The organism is Terrimonas ferruginea DSM 30193 (genome assembly GCF_000425585.1).
Lineage (GTDB): Bacteria > Bacteroidota > Bacteroidia > Chitinophagales > Chitinophagaceae > Terrimonas > Terrimonas ferruginea.
Genome location: NZ_KE384402.1, coordinates 183,965 through 210,777 on the forward strand (window position 1 = coordinate 183,965; position 26,813 = coordinate 210,777).

Genomic DNA, 26,813 nt, shown 5'->3' on the forward strand with positions numbered 1-26,813 from the left:
CTAATAAAATCCCCTCGTTTAAGTTAATCACTTAAAGTCAGATATTTAAACGAGATGCCTCAACCGGCCGCATTACACAGTTCGCTGGTTCGCGAGAACATGAACCGGAAGTATTAAAGCCCTGTTTTTTTCTCTGTCAAATGCCGCCAATACCTTTTCGGCATGTGCTGCAAGTGCAATTTCATGTTTTTCCGGGCCTTGATATTCACGCTACCGAAATAACGCTGCCATAGTTGCTGAAAAAATAACTCCTTATCATCCCATATTTCAACGCCGCCGGATAATTCGTTGAAGGTCATTTCCACCACGGAAACTGAATTCAGATCATAATAGATGCCGTATTTCCTTTTATCATCATAGATCAGCCAGCGCTGGTCGGCATAGCGATCACTGAAATGTTTAGCGATCAACGTCAGCACGTCACAGTCAGGCTCCACCACAGCGTAATAGATTTGATCTTTGGTGAGCTGAAAACGCACAAATGCCTTCATCCGGTGCGATTCGCGGCGGACCATTTGCGCTGCCTTCAGGATATTCCATACGACCGGATTTCGCTGGTCGCCTTCCACGTTTATTTTGCTGGCAAATACATATTGTGCAAACAACCACATCTGTTGTTCTGCATTTTCTATTTCCGAGAAAAAGGTGTGGTATAGCTGCTGATATCCCTGCTGTGATAATCTTTGTTTCAATCCTTTTTTTACCCGTTCCGCTTTCAACAGATCGGTAGTCACCTGCCTGGTCGTGGAAAACATATTGGCCGACACGCCTTCGCTGGAAAATTCCACGTCCGTAAACCGGTATTCGTATATATCGAATAAAGCAGTCAGCCAGCCTTCGAAGGTTCCGTCACAGGCGAGTGTAATCATAGGATCAGAACAGGGTTATTTGCGAAGAGAAATTCTTTTCATATTTACTTTGCTGCAGTTTCAGTATCTGCTGTTTGATCTGCTCCTGCGTAAGATCTTTGTGCAGCGAAAACGGGGTGCTGAATGCCAGGAAGTATTTCGCGCGATTATAAGCGATACCCATTGTTTGCAGATGTTCGGGCTTCAGTCGTCTGTACCTGCGCGACTGCACAATTCTTTGCGCACTCTTCACGCCTACTCCCGGTATGCGTTTGATCATTTCCAGATCGGCCGTATTGATATCTACCGGAAATTGCTCCGGGTTGCGCAATGCCCAGGCCAGTTTGGGATCGATGTCGAGATCAAGATCAGGCTGATCCCAGCCGACCAGTTCATTTACTTTGAATCCATAAAACCGTAATAGCCAGTCTGCCTGATACAGACGATTTTCACGAATGATCGGAACCGGCGTACCCAATGCAGGTAAACGGTTATCCGTACTGATCGGCACATAGCCGGAGTAACAAACACGACGAAGATTCATCTTGCCATAGAAATAATCCGTCATCGCCAGGATTTCGAGATCGGTTTCCTTTGTAGCACCGATCACCATTTGCGTGCTCTGCCCTGCCGGCGCAAAAAGCGGTGCTTTCTTAATGATCTTTTTCTCCTCTTTACGGCCGGCAATTTCTTCTTTCAAAAATGTCATCGGTCGGATAACATCCTGGTGATTTTTATCCGGTGCCAGCAATTTCAAACTTTGCTCCGTCGGCATTTCCACATTCACACTTAGCCTGTCCGCATACAAGCCCGCTTCCCTGATTAATTCATCGCTCGCGCCGGGGATGGCCTTCAAATGAATATACCCGTTGAAATTTTCTTCCTTGCGCAGCTTTTTAGCTATCCTGACGAGCCGCTCCATCGTATAATCAGGATTGCTGAAAATACCCGAACTAAGAAAAAGTCCTTCAATATAATTCCGGCGGTAGAAACTAATGGTAATGTCGACCACCTCTTCTACCGTAAAGGCCGCTCTTTTGATATCGTTGCTTTTCCGGCTTACGCAATAAGCGCAATCAAAAATGCAATGATTGGTGAGCAGGATCTTCAGCAATGACACACAACGGCCATCTTCCGTATAGGCATGGCAAATCCCAAATCCTGATGAATTGCCGATGCCTTTGTTTTTGTTTTCCCGTTTACTCTGCCCCGAGGCACAGGAAACATCATATTTGGCAGCATCTGCCAATATCTCCAGCTTCTCCATCACCCGCTCACTCAATAACATAACCGGCTCCTTTTTCAAAATCAAATATACTAACTTATTTAGTAAATAAAATCCTAAATACATTAGTTAAGGAAAATACCTGAACCAGATCGTGTTTTTTGTGTTGTTGGTAGGATACCAACAACGGCGATTATAATTCTTTAAAATAAAAACATGACATATCTAAAAGGTAAAACGGCTCTTATCACCGGCGGCAGCCGCAGCCTGGGTAAAGCCACTGCTATTGCATTGGCCAAAGAAGGCGTCAACATCGCGATCACCGGCAGGGATACCAAAAAACTGGAAGAAACCGCTACTGAATTAAAAGCGTTAGGTGTCAATGTCACTTATGCAGCATTTGATGTAGCCAACCAGGAGGCAGTGAACGCAGGCATCGAAAAGATTGCGAAGCAATTTCCGAAGATAGATATATTGATTAACAACGCGGGAATTGCCGGTTTAGGGTCGGTGGAAGAAATGCCGACGGCCAAATGGGAAGAAATTATCCAGGTAAACGTTTTAGGCGTTTATTATGTAGCGAAAGCTGTTATCCCTTTGCTGAAAGCGAACGGCGGTGGTGATATCATCAATGTTGCGTCAACAGCGGGTTTGAAAGGCAGCGCAAATTACTCTGCCTACAGCGCTTCTAAAGCCGCTGTTATGCGTTTCTCCGAATCATTGATGCTGGAAATGCGGAAAGAGAATATCCGCGTCGTTACCCTCACGCCCAGCACGATTGCTACGGATATGACGATAACGGATTTAAAAATCACCGATGGCAACCCGGATAAAGTTTTACAACCCGAAGACTTCGCACAGTTAATTGTTGATATCCTGAAGTTCGAAAGAAGGGCGCTGATTGCGAATGCTTCGATTTTCAGCAGCAATCCCTGATAAATTTGAGTGCGATTGGAAAGCCTTTAAGTCCGAACCAGATCGCACGCAAAGGCGCACAAGGAGCAAAGGCGCAATTTTTGCACCTGGTGGAGCGGGTATAAGATATCAACCTGTTTGAACAAAAGCCGCGGTATTTTCTGCGGCTTTTTGTTTAACTAATTTTATTCTTCCCCCGCAAACATTCCTAACAACCAATCCACCGCGCCCTCGCTATGCAATCGCTCCGTTGATTCCAACGTCATTGCGGTCACCTCTGATGCGCGTGAAAGCATCTTTTTTTCATAAGCTGCAATGCCTTCACCTGAAGTCAGCGCTTCTGCCAACTCATACGCATCCTGCATCGCCATGTTTACGCCTTCGCCCGCATAGGGTGGCATGCGATGCGCCGCGTCTCCGAGCATGGTTAAGTTGGGGAGGGATTTCCATTCCTGGTCGGGCGGACAATGATATTGCGGGCGGGCGACAAACCATATTTTTTCCCCGGCAAATAATTCCTGCCATTCTTCATGCCATTCGCCGAAGGCTTTTTTAAACCAGTCGTGTACCTGTTGCTTTTTCGTGAAGTCGATGCCTGCGTTTTGCGCCCAGTTTTCCTCTACGTTGCAGCCGGTATAAAACGATAAACATCCATCTCCTTTGGCACTCAGTATAAGCGATTGACTTTTCCCTAAGGCAAACACCTTCCCTCCTTTCACCAGCTCCCAAAGTTTCGGCGCATTTTGCGAAGCATGATAGATATTGCCTTCAATGATCGTGATGCCGGAATAGACAGGTTTTATATCAGTGATATATGAACGGATTTTGGAATTGGCGCCGTCTGCCGCTATCACTATATCGGCGTATGCGGCTGTACCATTTTTGAATTGCAGTTGCCAGCCTTCGCCCTGCGGGCTCATGGATACAAACTGACTTTCCCATATTATGGTTCCGGCCTTTAATGAATCGAGTAAGATCATGCGCAAATCCGCGCGATCAATTTCAGGGCGATCTTCAGCAGCTCCCTTTTCGCCGGTATGCTCTTCGTACAAAATATGCATGTCTTCATCCATCACACGCAGCTTGCCCGCATCCGGCCGGTGATAGTTATAGAATGCTTCCAGCAAACCCGCGCGGCGCAATGCTTCGAGCCCCGACTCTTCGTGCAGGTCCAGCGTTGCTCCCTGCGATCTTGCTTCTTTGTGGTTGTCGCGCTCGTAGACTTTTATGTCCGCACCCTCCAATTGCAGCAATCTTGCGAGCACCAATCCACCAGGACCGCCACCGATGATGGCTATCTTTTTATCGTTTATCATACCGTTTTATTTACGGTACAAAATTATCAACGGGGCGTGGCGGGGAATTGTACTTTTCGGACGTTTTTGCGTCGCAAGTAATAAGTATTAGGTATTAAGTATTAAGTAGTAAGTATTAAGTATTAAGTATTAAGTATTAGGTATTCAGTAGTGCTTTGCTTCTTTGCATGAACCTGGTGCTCAGGTTACCACAGCCACTTTTTTCCTGACTTTTGAATTTTTACTTTTGATTTAGCAAAGCCAGCTGTATAAACTTTCCGTTTTTATTTTTATTCAATTCCTTCGGCAGTGCACCCGATAACTTTTTTACTTCTTTGATAAAATGCGACTGATCCGCAAAGTCCTGCTGCGGATACAACTTTCCCTCTTTGATGTGATGAAAGGACGCCCGGAAACGGATGATGTTACAGTACGCTTTCAAAGGCAAGCCAAACTGCGGCGAAAAATACCTGTTGAGCTGACGACTGGTCCAGCATAATTTATCCGATAATTCCTTTATAGTGACAGATCCGTTGGATGTATGTATCAGTTCAAACAATTTCTTTTTCCGTTCATCTGTTTTTTCCGGTAATCGTTGCTTTATTGCTGAAGAGGCTTTCTCACAAAACTCTTTAAAGTCTTGCAGATCTTTTTCCGCCAATTCCCAAAATCCGTCCGGCATTCGTTTCCCGCTATTGAGGATACCGGCCACCTGCGGGCCAAGCAATAACTCTGCTCCCAAAGGTTTGAAGCTGATGGCAAACATGATCGTTCCGGGTGCAATCTCCACCTGCTCAGGATGTGTGCTTATGCCTAACAGGCTTGCATGAAAAGGTTCCAACGCCGACCTGGAAAAAAACAGGTCGATGCGACCATCGGGCAGGATCACAACTTCCTTCGCTGTGGTCGATTTGTTTTGCAATAACCAGAAACTTTCGACATAGTCGGCCAGGAACGCGTCAGGTTTTACAAGTTGGTATGTGATGTCGTTCATCATTCAGAAAACGATTACAATAGCTAAAACATCGCTTGAAAAGCCGCGGGCTTCACGCAAAGGCGCATAAGAAGCAGAGCCGCCAAGATTACCTTATACCTTATGCCTTACACCTTACCCCTTATCCCTCACGCCTTACTTCCCCATTACTTTCTTCCGGTGTTCATGCCCCCAATCGGAAAGATTATTGATAACCGATTGCAGCTTGCGGCCGTATTCTGTTAATTCATATAAGACAGTTATGGGCTGTGTATCCTGCACAGTGCGTTTTACCAGCTTGTGCATTTCCATTTCCTTTAACTCTTTACTCAACATACGATTGGAAATACCTTTTACATCCGCAAGGATATCGGAGAAGCGCCGCTGCTGGTGAAAACAGAGTACGGCAATAATGGATATCGTCCATTTGCCATTGAGCACATCCATGGCATCGTGCACTGCCAGTATGTTTTTTTTACAGTCTTCGTGGGAATGTTTTTTGTCTGCCATATGTTACCTGGTTACCTGAAGGTAACCATTACTTTTGATTACCTTGTTACAAAAGTATACAAAGCCGGGCTAATTTTGTCTTTCATTAAAAAATAACTCCATGGCTTTACTAGACGATCTACAATGGCGCTATGCCACCAAAAAAATGAACGGCCAGCCCGTTCCCGCCGACAAACTCAATTACATACTGGAAGCCGCGCGCCTGGCGCCCTCGTCCTCCGGCCTCCAGCCTTACCGCCTTTTTGTGATCAGCAACAAAGAGTTGCTGGACAAGATCAAGGTTTTCTCTTTTAATCAAAGTCAGATCACCGATTGCTCGCATCTGTTGGTATGGGCCGCGTGGGATGGCTATTCATACGAGCGTATCAACGATGTATTTAATTATACGATCAAAGAACGCGGCCTGCCCGATGATGCCATGAACGATTACAAACAACTGCTTTGGGGCATGTACGAACCGCTGGGAGAAGATTGGCATAAAAGCCATTCTGCACGCCAGGCCTATATTTCTTTCGGATTGGCGATCGCCGCTGCAGCAGAACAAAAGGTAGACGCTACCCCCATGGAAGGTTTTGAACCTGCACAAATGGACGCAATTCTGGGTCTCGACAAATTAGGATTGAAAAGTGTGGTGATCCTTCCACTCGGCTATCGCGCCGACGATGGAGACTGGCTGGTGAACCTCAAGAAGGTACGCACACCGAAAGAACAATTTATTACAGAGATAGCTTAATCCCCTGATCGTTGCCGGTGCGCTTTTTCGTTGTACCGGCAACGATTTCATGACTTATGATTCGTACTATGCTCGGTTGAGCATCTTAATTACTGGCTGGTTCGTGAATACACGAACCAGGGTATATGGTTTGCATGAAAAAAGCCCGGGTTCACGCAAAGCCGCAAAGCATCATTTCCATATACCTATTACTTAATACTTACTACTTAATACTTACTACTTACTACTTAATACCTTTCCGCATCATCACATCCATCTGCTCATCCCCGCCAAGGCGGAATACATGTTTATCAAAAGGTATAAACCCATTTTTTTCATAAAAACGGATGGCCTTGTGATTCTCTTCCCATACCCCAAGCCAGAGACTGGTTTTATTCTTTTCCTTCGCTACTTCAAAAGCTTTATCATACAGTAACTGCCCGATTCTCTTTCCGTGATAGGCATTTTTAACATAGATACGTTCGATCTCCAGCGAAGTTGTTTCCTGCAATTCGGTTTGTGCGGCACCCGTATTTAGCTTCATGTAGCCGATGGCCGTTTCATTTTCCCAGGCAATAAAAAAGAAAGAGTCCGGGTTGTCGAGTTCTGATTGCAACACGGAAAGATTAAATTTTTCATCCAGGTATTGCTGCATGTCTGCTTCGGTATTGTCGCCTGCAAACGTCTCGTAAAAAGTTTCCCGGGCGATAGATCGGAGTTCGTTGATATGTTGCGCAGAGGCCGGACTGAGATGAATGGATTGCATTGCCGAAAAAACTGTTTGGTGACAAGGTAAAATATTTTCCCGCGCGGCCATTTAACAAATGATAAAGAAACGGGAAAAATCCCCTCCCCGCCGCGGCGGCGCGTGTTAATGCTTTACCGTAGGTTTACAATTACAACCTTATACAACCCTCAATTATGAAAAAGTCGCTCCTTATTCTTGTTTTTCTTTTCTCCGCCAACTTATGTTTTTCACAGGACATCGCCAGTTGCTGCACTTCGCCCAAAGATGAAGGCCGGTGTACAGGCTCCGCTTATTGTACTGCCTGCAAAAACTGCAGCCGCTGCGCCCATTGCGGCTCCGGCGGTACCTGCGGCGTGTGCGCCACTGTTGCAGAACCGGAAGAACCGAAGAAACCCCGTACGAAGACTAAGAACAGCCCATCCTCCGGTCAAACTGGTAACAAGCTCCGTCCCAAAACCGCTAACAATGATGAGTCAGCCATAAACGCGCCTGCGCAATTCGAAGCTATTGCTGAAGTCAACCTGCGTTCGGGTCCGGGCGAAAATTTCGGCATCGTGGAAAAGCTCCGTAAAGGAGCAAAATTGGTAAAACTCAGTCAGCGCGGTGCATGGTGGAAGGTACGCGTGATCAGCAGCAACAAAACAGGTTACGTTTTAAGCAAATATATCCGTTGAATTACCGTTTCATAATTTCTGGTGGCTATAACTAACCCTTAATACCGCATTTTAGGGAGCGGCAGAACTTTTTATTCCTTGTCTTTTTCATAGTTTTACTTAAGTCAGTTTTGATAATATCCTAATATGAAGAAGGCTCCGATTCCCTACAATGAACAACAGCGTTTAAAAGATCTCTATTCGTTCAATATTCTCGACTCGCAACAGGAAGAGGATTACGAAGATCTCGTTCATCTCGTGTCCGATATCTGCAACTGTCCGATGGCGAGTATTACTTTCATCGACAAAGACCGGCAGTGGTTCAAAGCCACAAAAAATATCGATTTCCCCGAAGGCAATCGTGGTGATTCTTTTTGCGGGCATGCCATCCTGGAAAAAGAAATATTGCTTGTAGAAGACGCTTCCAAAGACGAACGTTTTTTTGACAACCCGGATGTGACCGGCGGATTGAAAGTGGCTTTTTATGCGGGCGCTCCCATCGTCAGTCCCAATGGTTACGCGCTTGGCAGCGTTTGCGCCATTGACAAGGTCCCGAGGAAACTAACCGGTCAGCAGGTGGTGGCATTGCAACGGGTAGCCCGTCAAATCAGCCGCCTGCTGGAGCTGCGGTTAAAGAACCGGCAGATATTGGAAGTAACACAATTGTTGTTACAGGCCGAACAGCAAATTGCGCAGCTCAATATTAAAACCACTGAAAAAAATCAATTCAATACTGCATACCAGTTGCACGAAGAGATCGCGCAGACCTCCGCTGCGGTGAAGCTGTACATCAATCACGTTAAGAACGTGGAGCAGGTGTCCAGCGAATTCCTGGATTACAGCATTTTCGAACTCAATAACCTGATCAACTCTGTCAAGCGGCTTTCAAAAGACCTCATTCCTACCACATTCCTGAACGATAACTATGCGGCGCATATCGCCAAACTACTCGACGAATGCGATGTGCAGGAAACAATGCCCATCGAATACCAGCTGGACCAGCAATTACAGCTCAACGGTGAATACGGATTAATGGTATTCCGGATCATCCAGGATGCTTTGTGCCTCGCAAAAGTTTTGCATCCCGAATCTATTGTACTCAAAATCCAGACAGGGGAAGCAACAAATATTATTATTGATTACGTCAACCCAAAAGAGAAAGACTCGCACGAAATTCATTTACACGAAGCCAATATCTCCAACCGGGCAAATATTCTGAATGGAACAGTGGAGGCTACGTTTTACGAAGAAGATGGAGGCGGCTTTGAAGTGGCCATCAAACTTCCGCTGGAACTTCAGGTCGCCGGAGATTTAGAATAATTTTTCCCCGGAACTGATTTCCCAGCTTCCTTCGCTGATTTCGTTTTGCAATTCATCGTTATCCCAACCACAATAACCGATGAAGAGGCGGATATCCGCTGTTGTGAGCGTGTTATTATTGATCGCTTCGATGATCGTATTCATGTCTCCACCCAGATAGAGACCTTCGCCGACAGGTTCGCCACCTGCTATCAGATCGGGGCGCTGATGCAGGATAAACAAATGTTCACGGTCTACCGGACCGCCTTCGTTAAGTGGAAAAGGTTGCGCGTGGCTGAACTCAGCGAGGTCGTTCAGCTTGCGCGGAAATAACATGTTTATCACAAAGCCGGTTGCGCCTTTGTCGTTGGTTTCCGTAATAAGAAGGATGGCATTTTCAAAGAAGGTACCATTCAGTTCTCTGGTACTTTTAAGAAAGAAAGGTGCTTTCATTTTTCAAAGGTAACCTATCTGCTTTTATTCATATCCAGTACATACTTTATCCAGTCCTGTTCAGGAATCGTTTTATCAATATAATAATCCGGTTGCAACCCTTTGCTATCGATGGTCATGTCCGGGATGCGATAACTTTTAGACATACAATACCACAGTTTAAAATCTCCGCAGGGTGATGTTATACCATTCATATTGGAGATGTCGAGCGCACCGAATGTAGTAGTGCCGTACAGCTTCACTTTCCGGCTTTGTTTGGCCGCCAGCAGAAACTGTTCGGTGGTACTGGCATTTGCTTCGTTGATAACAATGGCCACATTGGCGGGATAAGGAAAGACCGTGTCACGTTTTTTAATCGTAACAATACTGTCGGCTACCTGTACAAACTCACCCGGAGATTTGCTCATTTTTTCATACCGGGTCATCAACCAGTCGCGTGTTTCTTTGGCAAAATTTGTATCGCGGGCGTAGGCAAGTATGGCCTGCGTATTTAATTCACTTGCGAGCATTTGCACACCGACCGTGCGTACCGGATTGGTATATAAAAAAGGAAGTATCTGACTAAAGGAAGCGTCGGCCCCTCCACCATTGTTACGAACATCAATGATCAGGTCTCTGGTGGATAAAATAGCCTTGCGATTGGCATTGATTACGCTATCGATCTTTTTCTTGTTGTTATAATCAAAACTGGGGATGCGCAGGTAAGCGGTACCGCCTGATAACAATTTAAAGTAAGGTTCTTCTGCGGATATAAATTCAAGATAGTCTCTGATCTCCTGTTCGTCCTGGTACGCCGGCGTCACTCTTTTCAAGTGAAGAATATTTGCCAGGCCCAGATAGTTTTTCCCAATCACTTTTACCGGCTGGCCAGTCATCGGAGAAAAGTTGCGCATCCAGAAATCCGCTTTGTAACCATCGCCCGCAGGATAAATTTTAAGTTTCAATTGATTTTTCTTCCAGGGTGTTCCAGGCGCTTCGATAATATAACCGCTGTAATGATCACCGGTTTTTATAATGCCCACCTTATAGGGGTTCGACTCCCATATCCCTTCGGGCGTTCCTTCGCTGGCAGCGGCGAGTTGCTGTTCAAATTTTTTGTTTGTCAACTTCAATCGCTCATGATTGGCCATAACAAGGCTATCGGGACCAGCTACGCCAACTGCCGACTCACTTTTCAACCGTTCGATACCAATATGTCCTTTACGGAAAAAGCGCATCCAGCTATACAGCAACTCCGTACATTCCGTCTCTGACTTAACAGTTTTAATCTTTGTGAGAGTCGTGGCATTATGGGCTTCATAGGCAGGCCGGCCTTTCTGGTCGATCACATACTGAAAACCTGCGTCATTTTGTTCGAACGTTTTTTTAACCCATTCAAAATTGCTTTCGCAGTTGCACGACTGTGCTGAAGCGAAAAGAGAAACCATAGAGAAGAAACATACCGACAGGATCTTGAAGAACGACATACAGCTTGTATTGATTGATCCTGTTCAACGACGAAGCTGCAAATATGTTACAACCAAATCATAATTTATACAACACGACATTAATTGGATCACTTAATCTCTTTGAGCACGCGGCAGGGATTACCGACGGCTACCACGTTCGCCGGAATGTCTTTTGTCACCACACTGCCCGCGCCGATTACGGTATTATCGCCGATGGTAACGCCGGGCAATATGCTGCAATGCGCACCGATCCACACATTATTGCCGATGGTGATGGGATAAGCATACTCCAATCCTTTGTTGCGCTGCTCCGCATCCAGCGGATGACCGGCGGTATAAAAGCCACAATCCGGGGCAATGAACACATTATCTCCAAATGTAACTTTCGCACCATCGAGGACGGTGCAATTGACATTGGCATAAAAATTTTCACCAATCTCTATGTTATAGCCATAATCGCAATAGAAGGGCTGTTCGATCAAAAACGAGTTGCCGGTTTTGCCCAACAACTTTTTCAGCAAAGCCGTACGCGCTTCCGTATCGGAGGGGCGCAATGAGTTGTAGTCAAAACACAGGTCTTTGCAAACGATCCGTTCGTTGATCAGTTCCTGGTCGTAATTGGCATCGTATAGCTGGCCGGCAGCGGCTTTTTGTTTTTCGGAGAGCATGGTCCAAAGTTAGCCAAGATGATTAATTTTGTTCAACATTCCCGGTATGTCCATCGATCAGATCCTTCAACAACCCTCTCCCCTCCCAACCGCTTCTTTGGACCAACTCAAAGAACACATAACCGAACAGCATTTCCCCAAAGGACATATTTTGCTGCAAGCCGACAAGATCGAATCGGTCATTTATTTTATAAAAAAAGGCATTGCGCGGGCCTATTCGCCCACAGACGATGCCGATATTACTTTCTGGTTTGGCAAAGAAGGCGATCCCGTTTTGTCCATGAAAAGTTATGTGGCAAATGAAAAAGGTTATGAAAACGTGGAATTGCTCGAGGATTCCGAGCTCTACGTGCTTCCTACCCGCGAGCTGCGCCAACTGTTCGAGCAGGACATCCACATCGCCAACTGGGGGCGCAGGCTGGCTGAAAAAGAATTGATCCGCACCGAAGAACGGTTGATCTGCCGCCAGGTGCGCACCGCCACCGAACGTTACAAAGACCTGCTCAACGATCATCCCGATCTTATCCGGCGCGTGCAATTGGGGCATATTGCCTCCTATCTCGGCATTACGCAGGTGAGCCTCAGCCGCATCCGGGCAGAATTGCGTTAGTTTTTTATCATAAGTAAAATTTTATTTGCGACCGGATCGGCAGCTTTGCTCCAAAAAAATCATGAGCTGGATTTTATTGGTTATTGCAGGCCTTTTTGAAGTATTGTTTGCCTCCTGTCTCGGCAAGGCAAGGGAAGCCACGGGCCCCGCGATGTACGGATGGTACGGAGGTTTCCTGGTGTCACTGATCATCAGCATGGCCTTGCTGATCAAAGCCACCCAAACCTTACCAATCGGTACCGCCTACGCAGTATGGACAGGCATCGGCGCCATTGGCACCGTGCTGGTGGGTATATTATTATTTAAAGAACCGGCCAGCGCCTGGCGGCTCTTCTTCCTCACGACGCTGGTAGGGTCGATTGTTGGATTGAAAGCTATTTCGCATTGAAGCGCGAAATAGCCAATACGATATTTGAAAATGGTCGCTTCTTTCCGTAAATTCAGGAAACCATTAACATGAAACCTTTTTCCGCAGTCCTGCTGCTCCTGTTGTTACGCGCCTATACCGCATCGGCTCAAACCAAACCCGTTCTCCCCGCCGACTATTTCGACAAGTTCAGTTATACCCTTTCTGATAGTTTTAATCTTAACAACGCCGATGCCACCTACAGGGAGGTGGGACAAATCTCCCGCCTCGTGATGCTTTATCTCCGGGAGGCTGAGAAAAATTATACAATCGATTCTTCCGAACTGTTTTCCTTTGCCAGCAATGAGGTAACGCCGGCCATTTTTGCCGGCGATTATTCAACCGGGCTACTTCAGATCAAACGCAGCCGGCAATTGAAACCTTTCGCCAACTACCGGATACCTTTTGGTTTTGTGCACGAAGCTTACCTGGCAGCCGCCAGTCTTCAAGCGGATGATCATGGAAAGGCTTTTGCCTCCCGGTTCAGACAGCAACTTGAACAGGCGATCAACCGGCTGGATCCTTCCTTCAGCGGAGATATTATCAATGCACAAAAAGGGAATTTCACCAAAGCATCAACCGATGTCAACCGCAAAGAGATCGAGAACATCGTCAATCAATCCATTTCACAAGCCGGCGGAAAACTGAATTTCGGTGCTGCCACCGCACTGATTGATTATTATTTCCGCTATTATATCCGGCAGTATTATCAATCCGATATCGAATCCCTTTTCTATGCGCTTTACCCCGAAACGGTGAAGGAAGAAACCGTCATGATCCCAATGCGCGACAGCATTCATCTCAATGCTTTTATCTATCGAAATATAGCGAGTAAGGATAAAGTACCGGCGGTAATTTCGCTCAGTCCTTATCCGAGTGGGAACGAAGCCACGCGCGGCAATGTATTTGCCACCAACGGTTATATATATGTATATGTAGACAACCGCGGCCGCCGCAAGAGTGAAGGTGATTTTTTCCCTTACGAAAATGACGCACGCGATTTTTATGACATCATCGATTGGGTAAGCAAACAACCCTGGTGCAATGGCCAGGTAGCAACCACCGGCGGCTCCTATCTTGGGTTTACACAATGGCAGGCTATTCGCAAAGAATACCGGCACCCGGCTTTGAAAGCTATCAACCCCATGGTTGCCGTAGGTTTCGGCGTGGACTTCCCGCGTTTCGCCAACCAGTTTTACAGTTATATTCTTCAATGGGCCACACTTGTCAGCGGCCGCGACCTCAACAATGCGGTATTCGCTGACTACGAATTCTGGAACCGGGTCAGTTATCAACTCTATAAAAACCGTTTACCCTTCAACAAGCTCGATTCCGTTGCAGGAGGCACCAATGCTTTTTTCCAGAAATGGATCAGCCACCCGGATTTTGACAGCTACTGGACTTCCATTTTACCTGATAAAAAAGATTACAGCAGTCTCGACATGCCGGTGCTGACCATCACCGGTTATTATGATGCGGACCAGGTGGGCGCTTTGTATTATTACAACCAGCACATGCGTTATGCATCGCCAAAAGGAAAATCCAATCACTACGTATTGATTGGCCCTTATGACCATGGCGGCGCACAATGGCAGCCAGGCCCCGTGCAATCCGGGCTCGACATCGAAAAAGAAGCCCAGATCCCGATCTATAAATACGTGATCTGGTGGTACGACTGGGTATTGAAAGGCAAACAAAAACCAGCCTTCCTGAAAGAGCAGGTAAACTATTTTGTTACCGGCACAAAAAAATGGGAAACGGCCCGCTCTTTTGACAAACTCGCTACGGATACCCTGTCACTTTATCTTTCGTCGCAACCGGTCAAACAAACAAGACGTGACAAATTATTATCTCTTACGCAGAAGCCGCCAGCTTCTTCATCCATTCTATACAAACACGATATCGCCGAGGTATTGGATTCAGCATTTTTATTTGCCATGCCCCGTCCCTTTGATGATTCGTTGTACATGACGTCGCCTTACAACATGGTTTTTGAAAGCCAGCCGATGACGAAAGACATTATTGTAACGGGAAAAATGATCACGGATCTTTATTTGTCGCTCAACGTACCGGATGCAGATTTTGGCGTGACAATTTTCGAGATCACGCCCGATGGCAGGAGCTACAATCTTGTAAACACGGCCTTGCGCAGCCGCTACAGGAATGGCGGAGAAAAGCCACAACTGCTGCATTCCGGGCAAGTAGCACAACACCGGTTCGACGACGTGTTTTTGTATATTAAAAAAATACCCAAAGGGAATAAATTGCGGCTGGTATTTGAAAGTGTCAATTCCCCCAACTTTGAAAAGAATTACGGCTTTGGTGGTGTGGTAAGCCGGGAAACGACTGCCCAACCGCGCATTATCGAAGCCACTATTCATACGGGAACCAGGTATCCAAGCAGGATATTAATTCCATACAGAAATGCGAGGTAGACACCTTTCACATTTATAGATTTCCGCCCGCCGGCTTAACAATTTCGTAACAAAGCAAAATGAATAGTTTTCAGTCAATTTGCAGCATGAATCCATTGATTGATCAATCCGGCGAAGCGATAGGATATCTTCACAACAACATTATTTTGTTACCCGATAATTTCGATGTAACCGGTGTAGTGCTGGGGCATTGTGTATTCAGCAAATCCGGCAAAGTAGCGGGCAAACTATTTGACCAGACTTTTTATACAGTAGACGGACAGATCGTGGCAGAGATCGGCTCACAGCCGGCCAAAGACCATTTTGATGAAAACGCCATAAGGATGCAGGCATGGGAAGTGATACAGACGATCCGGGATCATCAATGCCCCTGGATACAGCCTAAAGCAGACTGGGCTTCCACCCCGGTGACACAATTACTTCAATAAGCCCTGATTCTTTTCTGCTGCAGGCGCTATCAGGTCCCAGAGATTTCCGTACAAATCTGCGAATACGGCCACCCTGCCGTGCGGCTGGTCTTCCGGCTGCCTTACAAATTCAACACCTTCGCTTAGGTAGCGCTCATAGTCGCGTTGAAAATTATCGGTAAATAAGAACAGGAATACACGACCGCCTGTCTGGTTGCCGATGGCTTTACGTTGTTCTTCATTGGCCGCACGCGCCAGCAACAGGCAACATTCTTTTGCACCCGCTGGTGCCACCATTACCCAACGTTTCTCCTCCGTCAGCTTTGTGTCTTCCAGTAAGGTGAACCCTAATTTGTTTACATAAAAATCGATCGCTTCATCGTACTCGCGTACAACAAGCGCAATATGAGCCAGCCGTTGATACATGTCAAATGATTTTAAATCAGTGTGTGCAAAGGTAGCCGAAGCCTACTGCTGTTTTTTCCAGCTATTCATTTTTTCCCGCAACAATACGATCGCATTGGTATTGTCATCGATCTGATCGACTATGAGATTGAGAAAGGGTTTACCGGGATCGTCGGCAGGATTCATTACCGTAAGAAATGCACTGTGCGCCTGTGTTTCGCAGCAACGCCAGTCACCACCGGCCTTTGCGCCTGCTTCCATTGCCAGCATCAGTATTTCTTCCAATGGCAACCCTTTGTTACGCGCATCGATCGCGGCTTGTAAGATTTGCTGTGCTTCACCGGGATGGGCCATTACATTTCCCTGCACCGTAATTCCCGGTGCCGTCAGGGAAGCTTTATTGGGGTAAGTTGAGTCGCCTGTATAAGACAAGGGGTGAACGGCATCATTGAGACAGATAATACCGTATTGTTGATTGTATGGTTCGTAGAAAGCTTTGCCGAGTTCGGTCAATATCTGTTCGGCCGTAGCACCCGCCTTTATCATCGCTGCACCTTTTTCACGCGCGTCGTCATTGCTGTAAGCCTGTACGATGATGGCGCCTTTTCCGGGAACGATCGCTCCTATGCCATACACCGATGGCGTGCAGGAAGCCGCTGCCATGCCAATCCTGCCGGTCTTCGCATCTGCTACAATAATTGACCAGGTAGCCGATGCCGGCTTTACAATAAAAAGGAAAATTATCAGCGCCAATAATCGCATGCGATCGCTTTAGGAAAAGGTACACCTTTTTCCTGCACCATTTTTTACACCGCTGATGGTTTTCCTCAACAGTGAAACTATTTACCTGATCAATGTCACCGTTCCTTTTCTTTCAATCACGCCACATTGAGTGGTGGCACGGATGTAATAAACGTATACGCCGGCGGGCTGTGGTTGTCCCTGGAATCGTCCATCCCAGCAGGCGGTGGGTTGTGTACTGTAAAATACGCGCTGCCCACCGCGATTATAAACCGTCATTTCCATTTTGCTGATCACACCCCAGTATTTGATACCAAAGCAATCATTGACGCCATCGTTGTTCGGTGTAAAACCATTGGCCACCAGATTGGGACCTTGCCTGTCCGTAGTGATCTCAACCAACACAGCTGCCGTATTAACACAACCATTGGCATCCTCCCCGGTAACGGTATAGGTCGTATTCTGTTGCGGCGCCGCAACCGGACTCGCAATGTTTGGATTATTTAATCCGGTTGCGGGAGACCATGTATACTTTACGGCACCGCTGGCTGTAAGTCTTGTATCGCTATAGTTACAGTCAAGGTCATTTGTTTTTGTAATAAAGATATTCGGCAAGGCATTGACCACTACTGTGGTATTCACAACAGCACCCGGGCAACCATCTGCTACCGGTGTAATATGGTAATCTGCGATACCGCCGCCATTACCTGCAGTCAGTGTCTGTGCAATACTGTTGCCTGTACCGGCAGTAGCTCCCGTAGCGCCATTGGATGTTACGGTCCAACTGAACGTTGTTCCCGCCAGGTCCGATCCCAGCGCAAGCGAGGTTGTTTCACCGGAACAGATTGCCTCACCATTGGGTGTTACCGTTGCATGGGGAGCCGGTTTTACGGTTGTAATAGCCGTGATGGACGCACCCGGACAGGAATTGGCGGAAGGTGTAATGGTATAGGTTGCCGTCCCCATTGTAGTGGTAGTAGCTGTAAGATTCTGTGCAATGGTATTTCCCGACGCAGGCGTTGCGCCACTTACACCTGATTGGGTCACTGTCCAGGTATAGGTTGTGCCTGTTACGTCAGCACTAAGTGCGATGCCGGTTGTATTGCCCGAGCAGATTGTTTCAGCAGAAGGCGTTGCCATTGCATTGGGCAGTGGATTCACGGTTACAACAACCTGCACCGGTGCACCGGGACAAGTAGCGGCCGCAGGTACGATGGTATAAGTAGCTGTAGAGGCTGTTGGAGCAGCTACGGATAATGTCTGTGCAATGGTATTGCCATTGCCAGCGATTGCGCCCGTTACGCCCGGAGCGGTGACTGTCCAGGTGAAGGTGGTGGCCGGCTGGTCTGCATTTAGTGTAAGGGACGTGGAGCCTCCGGAACAAATTGCCTGAGAGCCCGGGGTTATGGTGCCAACGGGCAATGGATTAACGGTGATGATAACATTAACCGGTGTGCCGTCACAACCATTCGCGGAAGGCGTGATCGTATACACAGCCGTTCCCTGTGTGGATCCGGTTGTATTGATGAGCTGGGCAATCTGGTTTCCTGATCCGCCGGTAGCGCCGCTTACACCGTTTTGCACTACCGTCCAACTGAAAGTGGTGCCAACGACATCGCCTGAAAGACTAATGCCTGTTGCAGCGCCGGAACAAATCGTTTCGTTTACAGGTGAAGCCGTAGCTACCGGTCTTGGATTAACTGCTGCAGCGGCAGTGACCGAAGGGCCGGGACAGCCATTGGCCGTTGCGGTTACCGTATACACCGCCGTTCCCTGTGTGCCGGAGGTTGCCGTTAATGTTTGAGTGATGGCATTGCCATTTCCTGCACTGGCACCTGAAACATTGGTTCCGGCAACGGTCCAGTTGTAAGTAGCGCCGCTCACATCTGATGATAAGACGAACGCTGTTGAGCCGCCCGAACAGAGCACATCATTTGCCGGAGTCACCGTAGTATTGGGCAATGGATTTACGGTGATGGTAGCCGTTGCCTGTGGACCGGCACAGCCATTGGCTTCGGGAGTAATGGTATAAACAACTGTGCCAGGTGTTGCTGTGTTTGCCGTCAATGCCTGAGCGATAGTAACTCCACTGCCGGCAGAGGCACCGCTGACATTGGCTGGCGTAACGGTCCAGGTAAAAGTTGTACCGGGTGTTGAAGATGAAAGTGCAAAAGCGGTGGTGGCTCCACTACAGACAGCATCGGTAGTTGGCGTGACCATTGCAATCGCATCGGGGTATAAGGCAAGGTTCAATGTAGTAGTGCTGTCGCAACCGGTGACAACGGAAGGCATCGTGAATGTTGCCACGGCATTACCTGCAGCAGTGATGGTTTGTCCATTCCAGGTATAGGGTAATTGGCTGCTGCATATCGTCAGGTTTTCTGTTGCCGTGATCGCCGGGTTAACGGTAAGGTTCAGCGTAGTGGTACTATCACAACCGGTAAGCAGCGATGGGGTAACGAAAGTTGCCACGGCATTACCGCCCGCGGTGATCGTTTGACCGTTCCAGGTGTAAGGCAGTTGGTTCGCGCAAATAGTCATATCATCATCCGCCGCGGGCAAAGGATTAACGGTTAAGTTAAGCGTAACGGTGCTATCGCAGCCCGTAACCATTGAAGGGGTGGTAAACGTGGCGACTGCATTGCCACCTGCGGTGATCGATTGACTATTCCAGGAATAGGGCAATTGATCACCGCAGATTGTTACTGTTGCGGTAGAAGTGATCAAAGGATTTACGGTCACGGTAACTGCGGCGGATGTATCGCGGCAGGTGGTAGCACTATTAACCAGTACAACCGAATAATTGCCGGCAGTAGAGGCCGTATAAGAAGATGTAGCATTCGCCGGCACAACGGGTGTATTACCGGAAAGCCATTCGTAAGTAAATGTTCCGGTCTGTGCATCTAATACGACCGAACTGCCCTGGCAAAATGTAGTGGAAGATGCCGGCGTGATCACGGCTACAGGATTCGGATTAACAGTAAGTGTGCGCGTTTGTGTGTAAACAAACGGGCAACCGGGTGTGCCGTTCTGCATTCTGCAGCGGTACGTGTATCCGGAATAAGAAGCGGGCGGATTGGTCAGTGTAAGTGTTGCAGTAGCGGCGCCCCCGTAAATCGCGTTATTAGTAATATTCACAAAACCGGAGCCATTATCTACCTGCCACTGATAAGTAGCAACCCCTGTAGCTACAACGCGGAACATTGTATCACGTCCTGCGCAGATGGCGGCGTTGACAGGTTGTGTAGTGATGGTAATGGGGTTGCAGGGCGTGAACTCATCTGCGCCCATGTCGGGTGTGGCAGCACTTCTGGCATCGCCATCGATATCGACCGTAATACCAGCTAACGGCGAACCAAGATTGTTCAGCGCGGCATTGGCACCCGGATCGAGATGCAAATCATCAGGCCCGACGAAAACCGGCTGAATGTTTCTGCCATTACCTTCACTACCGGTATAAGTCTGAACCTGTGCCAGGCTATTGGTGATGCTGGCGTTGGTACCGGCACTGGTGAGATTGGTGCTGGTTGAATAATAGTTGTTATAATTAATGGCACCAAATACACCGGTACCGCTGGTAGCCAGGTTGGAAAGACAAAGACGGCTGTTGGCATTACCGACTGTCTGGGAGTTGGCAAAAATGTTGTTGCGGACATTGACGGCATTAGCTGCGGTAACGTTGGCCGTTATCAATAAGCAGGATGCTTTGTGTCCGCCGGTAAGGGTCTGATTGGTGTTGAGATGAATAGTATTGAAATCGATATTGTAACCGCCGCCGCCATCGATCACGACTCCGTTGCCGTTGTCGCCTGATGCGTAACCGTTATAACCATAACCGGCAATGTCCCACAGGAAATTGTTGCGCAGATTTGTATTGGCGGTATTATTGGTTGCTGCCAACACCATCCCTGCGCTCCCATAGCCGGAGGTATTGTTATTTTTAATGTTGCTGAACTGGTTGGCGTCTATCGTGATGCCGGAGGCAGCACTGTAAAAAAACAGGCCCATCGTTGTGCCAGTGCCGTTTGAACGCAAACCCGAGACGGTATTCCTGGTTACGCGGACATTTGCATTCACCACGCCCGGTGAAACGTTGATACCAATCGGCGCATAGGAGGAGGTACCGGTATAGGCAAGGTCATGTATATTATTCCCCGAAATCGTTGCATTAATGGTAGCTGTTGCCAGCCAGATGGCCCGGTCGAATTCAGGACTGGCTGTTTCAAAATTTCCGATCTGGTTGTTGCGAACAGTGAACCCGTTCACGCCCTGCCCGTAAATACCCACCAGGCGGATGGCATCCGCTCCTGAATTATCCAGAATATTATCTTCTACAACTGTATTGTTATTGAGCGCACTTACGGTAGCATATAAATAGATGCCGATATAAGCACGGCGAATGTCATTGTTCCGCAAGGTGAGATTGGAAAAGTAGCCGGGATTACCGGGTACGGCCCCGTCCCCTGCCAGAACTGCGGTGGAGTTGTTGGCACCGTTCGTCAAAATTGTATTCCGTACGGTTACATTATTGATGGCTGTTGTACCTACAGAACCAATCTGTAATACGTTGGAGGATGAGGTGCTGGTATTAACAATACTCAGGTTGCGGCTGGTCGTATTGTTATTGGACCCGTCGATGGTTACGTTATTGGAGCCATTTAACCGAACGACCGGACCACTGCTGATATTACCGCTCACCACCGGATTGGTGCCTGCGGCAGGACGGATATCCACGGAAGTATAAACGGCGGCCCCGCTCCCACTGGCATTCAGAACCACGGTTGCCGCTTCAGTAGTATTGGCATTGATGCGGATGTTGATCGCTCCCCGGTGTGTACCTGCATTGACGGCTGCAAATGCGCCACCCAACGTGGTATAATTTGTAGGTCCGGGGGTGCCTGCTGTGGCAGTAACCACCACTTGCGCACGCGTAACGACAGAAAAAACAAATACCAGGATCAGGGGCAGGAAATACTTTCTCATGGATAAGGCAGTTGGCGCTCCGGTAGCAGATGCCGGAGAAGTTACAGGAGGTTGATAAGCAGCAGTGGCACGGTAGAGTGCAGACAGTTTTCTTGTTTCGGTAAAAGGCATTGATTAGGTCTATTTAAAGCTTTGCCTGTCCGCATTCTTTGGAAGCAGAACTGATTTAAGCTATAAAACGACGGGAAGTGAGTGCAATGTACAAATTTCTGGGAATTGGCAATGGTCAATGGTGAATAGTGAATAAAACAGCAGCCGTTGTTCACCTATTACCTAAGGCCGAAGGGTCGGCCCTATAATCTTACACCTTATACCTTAGCCCGAAGTATCGGGCCTTATGCCTTATGCCTTACGCCTTACTCCTCACACCTTACTATACCTTTCCTTATAAGCGAGCGGCGACATACCCGTGATTTTCCGGAAGACCTCCCTGAATGCCTTTATATCCGAATAACCTACTTCATACATCACCTCGTTGATCGTTTTGCGCGTGCTTTCAAAAGTGCGCTTGGCCGATTCTATTTTTACGCGTTGCGCATATTCGATCGGTGTATTACCTGTAGCTTTTACAAACCGGCGGTCGAAGTTGCGGCGGCTCACCGCAAATTGCTGCGACAGGTCTTCCGCACTGATCTTCTCCTGCACATTTTCTTCTATGTATTGCTGCGCCTGTCTGACCACGTCATCATCATGATGCTTCTGTCCTGTAAAGATGGTGAACGCCGATTGCGACTGCCGGTCGATATCGATCTGGAAAACCTTTGCACAAAAGATGGCCGTTTCCCGGTCATAATATTTCTCAACGAGGTAAATCATCAGGTTGAGAAATGAATAAGCGCCGCCATTGGTATAGATACCATGTTCATCCGTAATCAACCGGTCGGCCTGCAACTCGACCTCCGGGAACAATGAACGGAAATCATCTGCCGCGGACCAATGCGTTGAACACAGTTTCCCATTCAGTAAACCGGATGAGGCCAGCAGGAATGCGCCGGTGCAGATACTCGCCACCTCAGCCCCATTCGTGTATTGCTCCCGGATCCATGTTATCATTTCGCCATTGTCTTTCACGGACTGATGATAATTATGATTCAATGAAGGTATAATGATGAGGTTGGTCTGTGCTATCGTTGATATAGCTGTATTGGGCTTAACAGAAAACAATCCTCCGTAGAAATCCACTTCCGCTGCAAGACCTGCCAGGTCGATTTTAAACACGGCCTGTTGTCCACGTTTCTGCCGATATTGATTTGCCCGGCTGAAAATCTTATAGGCGCCCACAATACTGCTGAGATTATTTTCTCCTGCCGGCACAAGGATGGTCAGGTGTTTCATGATCAGGTTTTGTATGCAAGGTATTAAGTTTAAGGCATAAGGTTTAAGGTGTAAGGCGTAAGGCCCGACACTTCGGGCTAAGGCGTAAGGTTTTAGGGCCGATCCTTCGGCCTTAGGTATAAGGTGTAAGGCCTTCCGGATAATTGACGATTCACGGTTGACGATTCACGATTCACCTATCCGGCAAAAAAAAACTGCCGGCACCAATGGCTACCGGCAGTCGGACAAATAAACGCAAAACAAAGCCTTAACAGGATGTGTTCAGGAATGAATCTCCTTCGGACTTTCCATCAAAAATATGGATGGTGACCGCGCAGGGCAATCCCCCGAAAAGGTGATATGTATTTTTTATATTTCACCATGCTATATGCCTGATATAACATCTTTGTTTTACTTTTGCCGCGTGCAGCGTATTCTTACTGCCATACTCGCAATTATTTTCCTGGCGCAAACCTTTAACCAGGGACTCCTCTACCTCGACTACATGGTAGACAAGGCCGAATACCTGAAACAGTGCGAAAACAAATCACGCCCGCAATTACATTGCGATGGCAAATGCCTGTTGATGAAACGCATCCGCGAGCAAGAACAGAAAGAACAACAAAAGGCACCTGAAATGAAGGTTGTCAAAGCGGAGACCGGATCAAACAGCAGTTCTTTTGCACAATGCCCACCTGCACTATCCACACCGGACAAGACTATTTATTTCCCCTTCACCACAGGCACTCCTGTTGACCAGCCCCGCTCGCTTTTTCACCCTCCTGATTGTTGATTGACGGCACAACCCTTTACTGTCCGGACATACACCTGCCCGGCAGGGATTCTATTATCTACAATCCCGTTTTATGACGCGCAATTACTATTGGTATAAACCTGCGCAGGTCAGAAGATTACGTATTGCCCTCAGCATAATCATCGTGCTGATATGGGCCATGCTGATCTTGCTGCAGCGCAACAACATTTCACTCCTGTGGAAGGAGTTGTTTTAATAATACATAAATAATCATGAAAAAATATTTCATACTCGCGGCCATCATCGCCGTGGCCTTTACCTCCTGCAAAAAAGAAACGATCGTAACCGAACACGACGGAGAAGCTACCGTTCAGTTTGATGCGAAAGTCAACAACAACGATTTCGTGCTCAACCAGAACATCACCATCGGTGCAAGAACTTATAATTTTAAAAACCTCCGGTACTGGGTAAGCAATGTTGCTCTTGTACAGGCCAATGGCACAGAAGTAAGCGTTCCTAATTCTTATTTTCTGCTCGAAGAAACCAATGCCGTTACGGTACAGGATGGTGCCTACACCTATCCGGCCAGCAAGCGGGAAAATGTTGTCGTTAAAAACATTCCGCAAGCCGATTACAAAGCGATTAAATTTTCTATCGGTGTAGATGCCCGGCACAACGACAACCTGAGCCTCCAGGCTGGCGAGCTATCGCAATTAAGCGGCATGACCAACGTATCGTGGATGTGGCATACCAGCTATATCTTCTCTACGCTGCAGGGAACCGTAAGTGACGGAGTGAGTACTAAAAACTTCAAAGCGGAAACCGGCCTTAATACCAATTACAAAACCGTTACATTGAACTTCCCCGAGGCGGTAAAAATCAACTCGGCGAAATCTACCAACCTGATCTTTGGTCTTGATATCGCCAAAGTATTGCAGAACATCGACCTGATCACTAACCCGAATGTCGGCGCAGCGCAGGCTTCGATCATGACAACACTGGCCGATAACTATGCCGGCGCATTCAGCGTGCAGCTTGTTAAATAATGAAAAGACAACTCATTATATTATTACTGCTGCCAGCTTGTTTCGCTGCTTGTCGTAAAACAGATACAAGCCGTGGACCGGTACCTGTGCCACAGGAGGTCCCGGCTTTCTTTCCGACTCCAGCGGCAAACATTGACAACCCGCTGACACAGGAAGGCATTGAACTCGGAAGACGGCTGTTTTACGACAAAAGATTGTCCGGACTCAATCAACTTTCGTGCGCCAGTTGTCATCATCCTGATCTGGCATTTACAGACGGCGTTGCCCTCAGCCAGATCGGAGCATCCGGGTTACCACTTCACCGTAATGCACCGGCACTATTCAACATGGCCTGGAACAGCAATGGTTTTTTCTGGGATGGTGGTTCTACCAACCTCGAATCGCAAGCCTTTGCGCCACTGACAAGTCCGGATGAAATGCACCAAAACCTGTTCCAGTTAATCGATGAACTCAAAGCGGTGCCTGATTATGTCCGGCGATTTGAAGAAGCGTTTTCAGATGGAGAGATATCGACCGGTAACATTGCACGTGCGCTTGCCCAGTTTCAGCGAACATTGGTTTCGGCCGGCTCACGCTACGACCGTTACCGGCGACGAGAAGAAGCATCGCTGAATGCGCAGGAACTGCAAGGGCTGCAACTTGTACAACAACGCTGCGCCAGTTGCCACGATGGAGAATTGTTTACGGATAACAAGTATCATAACAATGGTATAGATGCCGACTTTTCCAACGAAGACGCCGAAGGTATTTACCAGGGACGGTTTCGTGTTACCAGAAATCCTGCGGACCTCGGTAAATTCAGGACGGCCAGCCTCCGCAACCTGTTGTTCACAGCACCTTATATGCACGACGGTCGCTTTGCAACATTGCAGGAAGTACTGGATCACTATGATCATGGCGTAAAGGAATCCACTACCCTCGACCCGCAAATGAGACAACGGGCCGGGCAGGCTGGTATCCCATTGGACAATAACGAAAAACAGGCGATCATAAAATACCTGGCAACCTTAACCGATACGGCATTTGCACGTAACCCGCGGTTTGCCGCTCCCTGATACCATCTTGACAGACAAAAAGCCGGCAGTTGATTCAGCCGGCTTTTTTTATGACCCCGATGATCGTTCCACAGCATTTTTTACATAACGGCCATAATGATTTTTTACATTACTCGTTTCGATGTTCCACCGGAATAGGACGTTTCTCTTCATCGATCGCCACCATGGAAAATTCGCCGCTGATGGCCTTGATGCGATGATCGGCATACATTTGTTCAACAAACACATCCACCCGTACACGCAAACTTGTACGGCCAACTTTAACAACCTGGCCGACCAGTTCTACAATCGTACCGGCGGGAATGGCGTGGGTGAAGTCGATACGATCGCTGCTCACGGTCACCATGCGCTGACGGCTGTAGCGGGTAGCGGTGATAAACGCCACTTCATCCATCCAATGCATGGCCGTGCCGCCAAATAAAGTATCATAATGATTGGTGGTATTGGGGAAAACAGCTTTGAACAATCTTGTCTCGGAAGCGATAACTCTTTCTTGTATCATTCTTTAAATTTTATAAAGCCCGTTGTAAAACAAAACGAAAATAGGCTAATTTGAAAAATAGAGTGATGGTCAATCGTCAATCAATGTCGTTTCCTTAAGGCTTTAGAGGTGTTTATAGTTTGAGTTTGGCGGTTTTTTTTTGAGGTGTTTCCGGGGGAAGCGTCTTGCTGGCCGGATAATTTCCTTTGTTTTCAGCAGTATACTGTCGATCGCTTTCAGACATGGAACAACCATTCCTTTGACCACCATTACATGCAAGTGATATTTGACGATGGCTAATGTATTAGTACGATTGACCTTGTATTTGTGCTTATTGCTGGTTTGGGCCTGTTCTTTTTTCAAGCGCTCTTCCACCGGAAAGGCCAGTACCGCCGCACTGGTCATCATGAACAAGCGGGCAAAAAAATC

General features: G+C 47.6%; 27 protein-coding genes. 12 read left to right on the forward strand and 15 right to left on the reverse strand.

Going from position 1 to position 26,813, the window contains the following annotated elements; all coding sequences use genetic code 11:
* Window positions 1–113: 113 nt before the first annotated feature.
* Window positions 114–869, reverse strand: a complete 756-nt coding sequence (locus tag H608_RS0120005; protein WP_028789247.1) for a TIGR03915 family putative DNA repair protein — start codon at window positions 867–869, stop codon at window positions 114–116.
* 4 nt (window positions 870–873) lie between these two features.
* The gene (locus H608_RS0120010; protein ID WP_038009224.1) at window positions 874–2,136 is read right to left on the reverse strand and encodes a putative DNA modification/repair radical SAM protein; all 1,263 of its coding nucleotides are present in this window, start codon (window positions 2,134–2,136) and stop codon (window positions 874–876) included.
* Between the two features lie 153 nt (window positions 2,137–2,289).
* Here H608_RS0120010 and H608_RS0120015 point away from each other — a divergent pair, with 153 nt between their 5' ends.
* Entirely contained in the window at window positions 2,290–3,009 is a 720-nt protein-coding gene (locus tag H608_RS0120015) for a 3-ketoacyl-ACP reductase (RefSeq protein WP_028789249.1), read from the forward strand.
* A gap of 164 nt (window positions 3,010–3,173) precedes the next feature.
* On the opposite strand, the gene H608_RS0120020 is transcribed toward H608_RS0120015, so the two are convergent.
* From H608_RS0120020 to H608_RS0120030, 3 genes are all read right to left on the reverse strand, one after another.
* Entirely contained in the window at window positions 3,174–4,304 is a 1,131-nt protein-coding gene (locus H608_RS0120020; protein ID WP_028789250.1) for an FAD-dependent oxidoreductase, read from the reverse strand.
* Window positions 4,305–4,524: 220 nt separating this feature from the next.
* A complete protein-coding gene (locus H608_RS0120025; protein ID WP_028789251.1) occupies window positions 4,525–5,280 on the reverse strand; it encodes a helix-turn-helix domain-containing protein in 756 nt (251 codons plus the stop codon).
* Between the two features lie 132 nt (window positions 5,281–5,412).
* Window positions 5,413–5,766 carry a winged helix-turn-helix transcriptional regulator gene (locus H608_RS0120030; protein ID WP_028789252.1) on the reverse strand — a complete coding sequence of 118 codons (354 nt, stop codon included), beginning with the start codon at window positions 5,764–5,766 and terminating at the stop codon, window positions 5,413–5,415.
* Between the two features lie 100 nt (window positions 5,767–5,866).
* Here H608_RS0120030 and H608_RS0120040 point away from each other — a divergent pair, with 100 nt between their 5' ends.
* Complete coding sequence (locus H608_RS0120040) at window positions 5,867–6,499, forward strand: NAD(P)H-dependent oxidoreductase (RefSeq protein ID WP_028789253.1); 633 nt, start codon at window positions 5,867–5,869, stop codon at window positions 6,497–6,499.
* A gap of 223 nt (window positions 6,500–6,722) precedes the next feature.
* On the opposite strand, the gene H608_RS0120045 is transcribed toward H608_RS0120040, so the two are convergent.
* Window positions 6,723–7,244, reverse strand: coding sequence for a GNAT family N-acetyltransferase (locus tag H608_RS0120045; RefSeq protein ID WP_028789254.1), 522 nt, complete (start codon window positions 7,242–7,244; stop codon window positions 6,723–6,725).
* 155 nt (window positions 7,245–7,399) lie between these two features.
* On the opposite strand from H608_RS0120045, the gene H608_RS0120050 reads away from it, so the two are divergent.
* Both H608_RS0120050 and H608_RS23935 read left to right on the forward strand, forming a co-directional pair.
* On the forward strand, window positions 7,400–7,900 hold the full coding sequence (locus H608_RS0120050) for an SH3 domain-containing protein (RefSeq protein WP_028789255.1): 501 nt from the start codon (window positions 7,400–7,402) through the stop codon (window positions 7,898–7,900).
* 126 nt (window positions 7,901–8,026) lie between these two features.
* Window positions 8,027–9,199, forward strand: a complete 1,173-nt coding sequence (locus H608_RS23935; RefSeq protein WP_051268548.1) for a GAF domain-containing protein — start codon at window positions 8,027–8,029, stop codon at window positions 9,197–9,199.
* On the opposite strand, the gene H608_RS0120060 is transcribed toward H608_RS23935, so the two are convergent.
* From H608_RS0120060 to H608_RS24855, 3 genes are all read right to left on the reverse strand, one after another.
* Window positions 9,191–9,631: a YqgE/AlgH family protein gene (locus H608_RS0120060; RefSeq protein ID WP_028789256.1), complete on the reverse strand. Its 441-nt coding sequence runs from the start codon at window positions 9,629–9,631 to the stop codon at window positions 9,191–9,193. The genes H608_RS23935 and H608_RS0120060 overlap by 9 nt on opposite strands.
* 14 nt (window positions 9,632–9,645) lie before the next feature.
* Window positions 9,646–11,097 (reverse strand): S41 family peptidase, encoded by a 1,452-nt coding sequence (locus H608_RS0120065; RefSeq protein ID WP_038009226.1) that lies wholly within the window; start codon window positions 11,095–11,097, stop codon window positions 9,646–9,648.
* A gap of 89 nt (window positions 11,098–11,186) precedes the next feature.
* On the reverse strand, window positions 11,187–11,747 hold the full coding sequence (locus H608_RS24855; protein ID WP_028789258.1) for a sugar O-acetyltransferase: 561 nt from the start codon (window positions 11,745–11,747) through the stop codon (window positions 11,187–11,189).
* 46 nt (window positions 11,748–11,793) lie between these two features.
* Between H608_RS24855 and H608_RS0120075 the strand changes: the two genes are divergently transcribed.
* From H608_RS0120075 to H608_RS0120090, 4 genes are all read left to right on the forward strand, one after another.
* Window positions 11,794–12,357, forward strand: a complete 564-nt coding sequence (locus H608_RS0120075; protein ID WP_028789259.1) for a Crp/Fnr family transcriptional regulator — start codon at window positions 11,794–11,796, stop codon at window positions 12,355–12,357.
* Between the two features lie 61 nt (window positions 12,358–12,418).
* Window positions 12,419–12,745 (forward strand): DMT family transporter, encoded by a 327-nt coding sequence (locus H608_RS0120080; RefSeq protein ID WP_028789260.1) that lies wholly within the window; start codon window positions 12,419–12,421, stop codon window positions 12,743–12,745.
* Window positions 12,746–12,813: 68 nt separating this feature from the next.
* On the forward strand, window positions 12,814–15,198 hold the full coding sequence (locus H608_RS0120085) for a CocE/NonD family hydrolase (RefSeq protein WP_028789261.1): 2,385 nt from the start codon (window positions 12,814–12,816) through the stop codon (window positions 15,196–15,198).
* 86 nt (window positions 15,199–15,284) lie between these two features.
* Window positions 15,285–15,626 (forward strand): 4-fold beta flower protein, encoded by a 342-nt coding sequence (locus H608_RS0120090; RefSeq protein WP_028789262.1) that lies wholly within the window; start codon window positions 15,285–15,287, stop codon window positions 15,624–15,626.
* Here H608_RS0120090 and H608_RS0120095 read toward each other — a convergent pair.
* The 4 genes from H608_RS0120095 to H608_RS0120110 all read right to left on the reverse strand — a co-directional run bounded on the left by H608_RS0120095 (window position 15,615) and on the right by H608_RS0120110 (window position 23,069).
* Window positions 15,615–16,031 carry a VOC family protein gene (locus H608_RS0120095; RefSeq protein WP_028789263.1) on the reverse strand — a complete coding sequence of 139 codons (417 nt, stop codon included), beginning with the start codon at window positions 16,029–16,031 and terminating at the stop codon, window positions 15,615–15,617. The genes H608_RS0120090 and H608_RS0120095 overlap by 12 nt on opposite strands.
* A 42-nt stretch (window positions 16,032–16,073) precedes the next feature.
* Window positions 16,074–16,772, reverse strand: a complete 699-nt coding sequence (locus H608_RS0120100) for a DUF1028 domain-containing protein (RefSeq protein ID WP_028789264.1) — start codon at window positions 16,770–16,772, stop codon at window positions 16,074–16,076.
* An 81-nt stretch (window positions 16,773–16,853) separates the two neighbouring features.
* Window positions 16,854–21,845, reverse strand: a complete 4,992-nt coding sequence (locus H608_RS0120105) for a PKD-like domain-containing protein (protein ID WP_028789265.1) — start codon at window positions 21,843–21,845, stop codon at window positions 16,854–16,856.
* Window positions 21,846–22,097: 252 nt separating this feature from the next.
* Window positions 22,098–23,069 carry a GlxA family transcriptional regulator gene (locus H608_RS0120110; RefSeq protein WP_028789266.1) on the reverse strand — a complete coding sequence of 324 codons (972 nt, stop codon included), beginning with the start codon at window positions 23,067–23,069 and terminating at the stop codon, window positions 22,098–22,100.
* Window positions 23,070–23,436: 367 nt separating this feature from the next.
* Between H608_RS0120110 and H608_RS23940 the strand changes: the two genes are divergently transcribed.
* The 4 genes from H608_RS23940 (at window position 23,437) to H608_RS0120130 (ending at window position 25,903) form a co-directional block, all read left to right on the forward strand.
* Window positions 23,437–23,841 carry a hypothetical protein gene (locus H608_RS23940; protein WP_051268552.1) on the forward strand — a complete coding sequence of 135 codons (405 nt, stop codon included), beginning with the start codon at window positions 23,437–23,439 and terminating at the stop codon, window positions 23,839–23,841.
* Between the two features lie 73 nt (window positions 23,842–23,914).
* The gene (locus H608_RS24495; RefSeq protein ID WP_155990274.1) at window positions 23,915–24,058 is read left to right on the forward strand and encodes a hypothetical protein; all 144 of its coding nucleotides are present in this window, start codon (window positions 23,915–23,917) and stop codon (window positions 24,056–24,058) included.
* A gap of 16 nt (window positions 24,059–24,074) precedes the next feature.
* On the forward strand, window positions 24,075–24,848 hold the full coding sequence (locus H608_RS0120125) for an MbnP family protein (protein WP_028789267.1): 774 nt from the start codon (window positions 24,075–24,077) through the stop codon (window positions 24,846–24,848).
* Window positions 24,848–25,903 carry a cytochrome-c peroxidase gene (locus tag H608_RS0120130; RefSeq protein ID WP_028789268.1) on the forward strand — a complete coding sequence of 352 codons (1,056 nt, stop codon included), beginning with the start codon at window positions 24,848–24,850 and terminating at the stop codon, window positions 25,901–25,903. Before H608_RS0120125 ends, H608_RS0120130 begins: the two co-directional genes overlap by 1 nt.
* Before the next feature lie 109 nt (window positions 25,904–26,012).
* Here H608_RS0120130 and H608_RS0120140 read toward each other — a convergent pair whose 3' ends face one another.
* Window positions 26,013–26,405 carry an acyl-CoA thioesterase gene (locus H608_RS0120140; protein ID WP_028789269.1) on the reverse strand — a complete coding sequence of 131 codons (393 nt, stop codon included), beginning with the start codon at window positions 26,403–26,405 and terminating at the stop codon, window positions 26,013–26,015.
* A gap of 102 nt (window positions 26,406–26,507) precedes the next feature.
* On the reverse strand, window positions 26,508–26,813 hold a 306-nt coding region (locus H608_RS24545), incomplete at its 5' end, for a hypothetical protein (protein ID WP_028789270.1).